Annotated in this window: 1 protein-coding gene; it reads right to left on the bottom strand. The window is 54.0% G+C overall.

Features of this window, described 5'->3' with window-relative positions:
* Window positions 1-226 (bottom strand): Ig-like domain-containing protein (locus HUN22_RS17945; protein WP_254617587.1); only part of this gene is annotated, 226 nt, incomplete at both ends.

Genomic DNA, 226 nt, shown 5'->3' with positions numbered 1-226 from the left:
ACAGTCCAGCTACCATCCGGGCCTGCTACAACACTGGCTGTACTACCATCTGGATAAGTTACTGTCACCGTTGAACCAGGTTCTGCTGTACCTGTAATTGGATCTGTCCCGTTCACCGGGTCAATCACTGGTGCATTCGGAGCCGTCGTATCAACTGTCACCACAGCCGTATCTGTACCCGCATTGCCCGCTGCATCTGTTGCCGTCACGGTAATGGTGTGTGGAC

Origin of the sequence: Acinetobacter lactucae (assembly GCF_013344765.1) — a bacterium.
Lineage (GTDB): Bacteria > Pseudomonadota > Gammaproteobacteria > Pseudomonadales > Moraxellaceae > Acinetobacter > Acinetobacter lactucae_A.
Note: the sequence above shows the minus strand (reverse complement) of the source record. Positions and strands in the feature narration are given on the sequence as shown.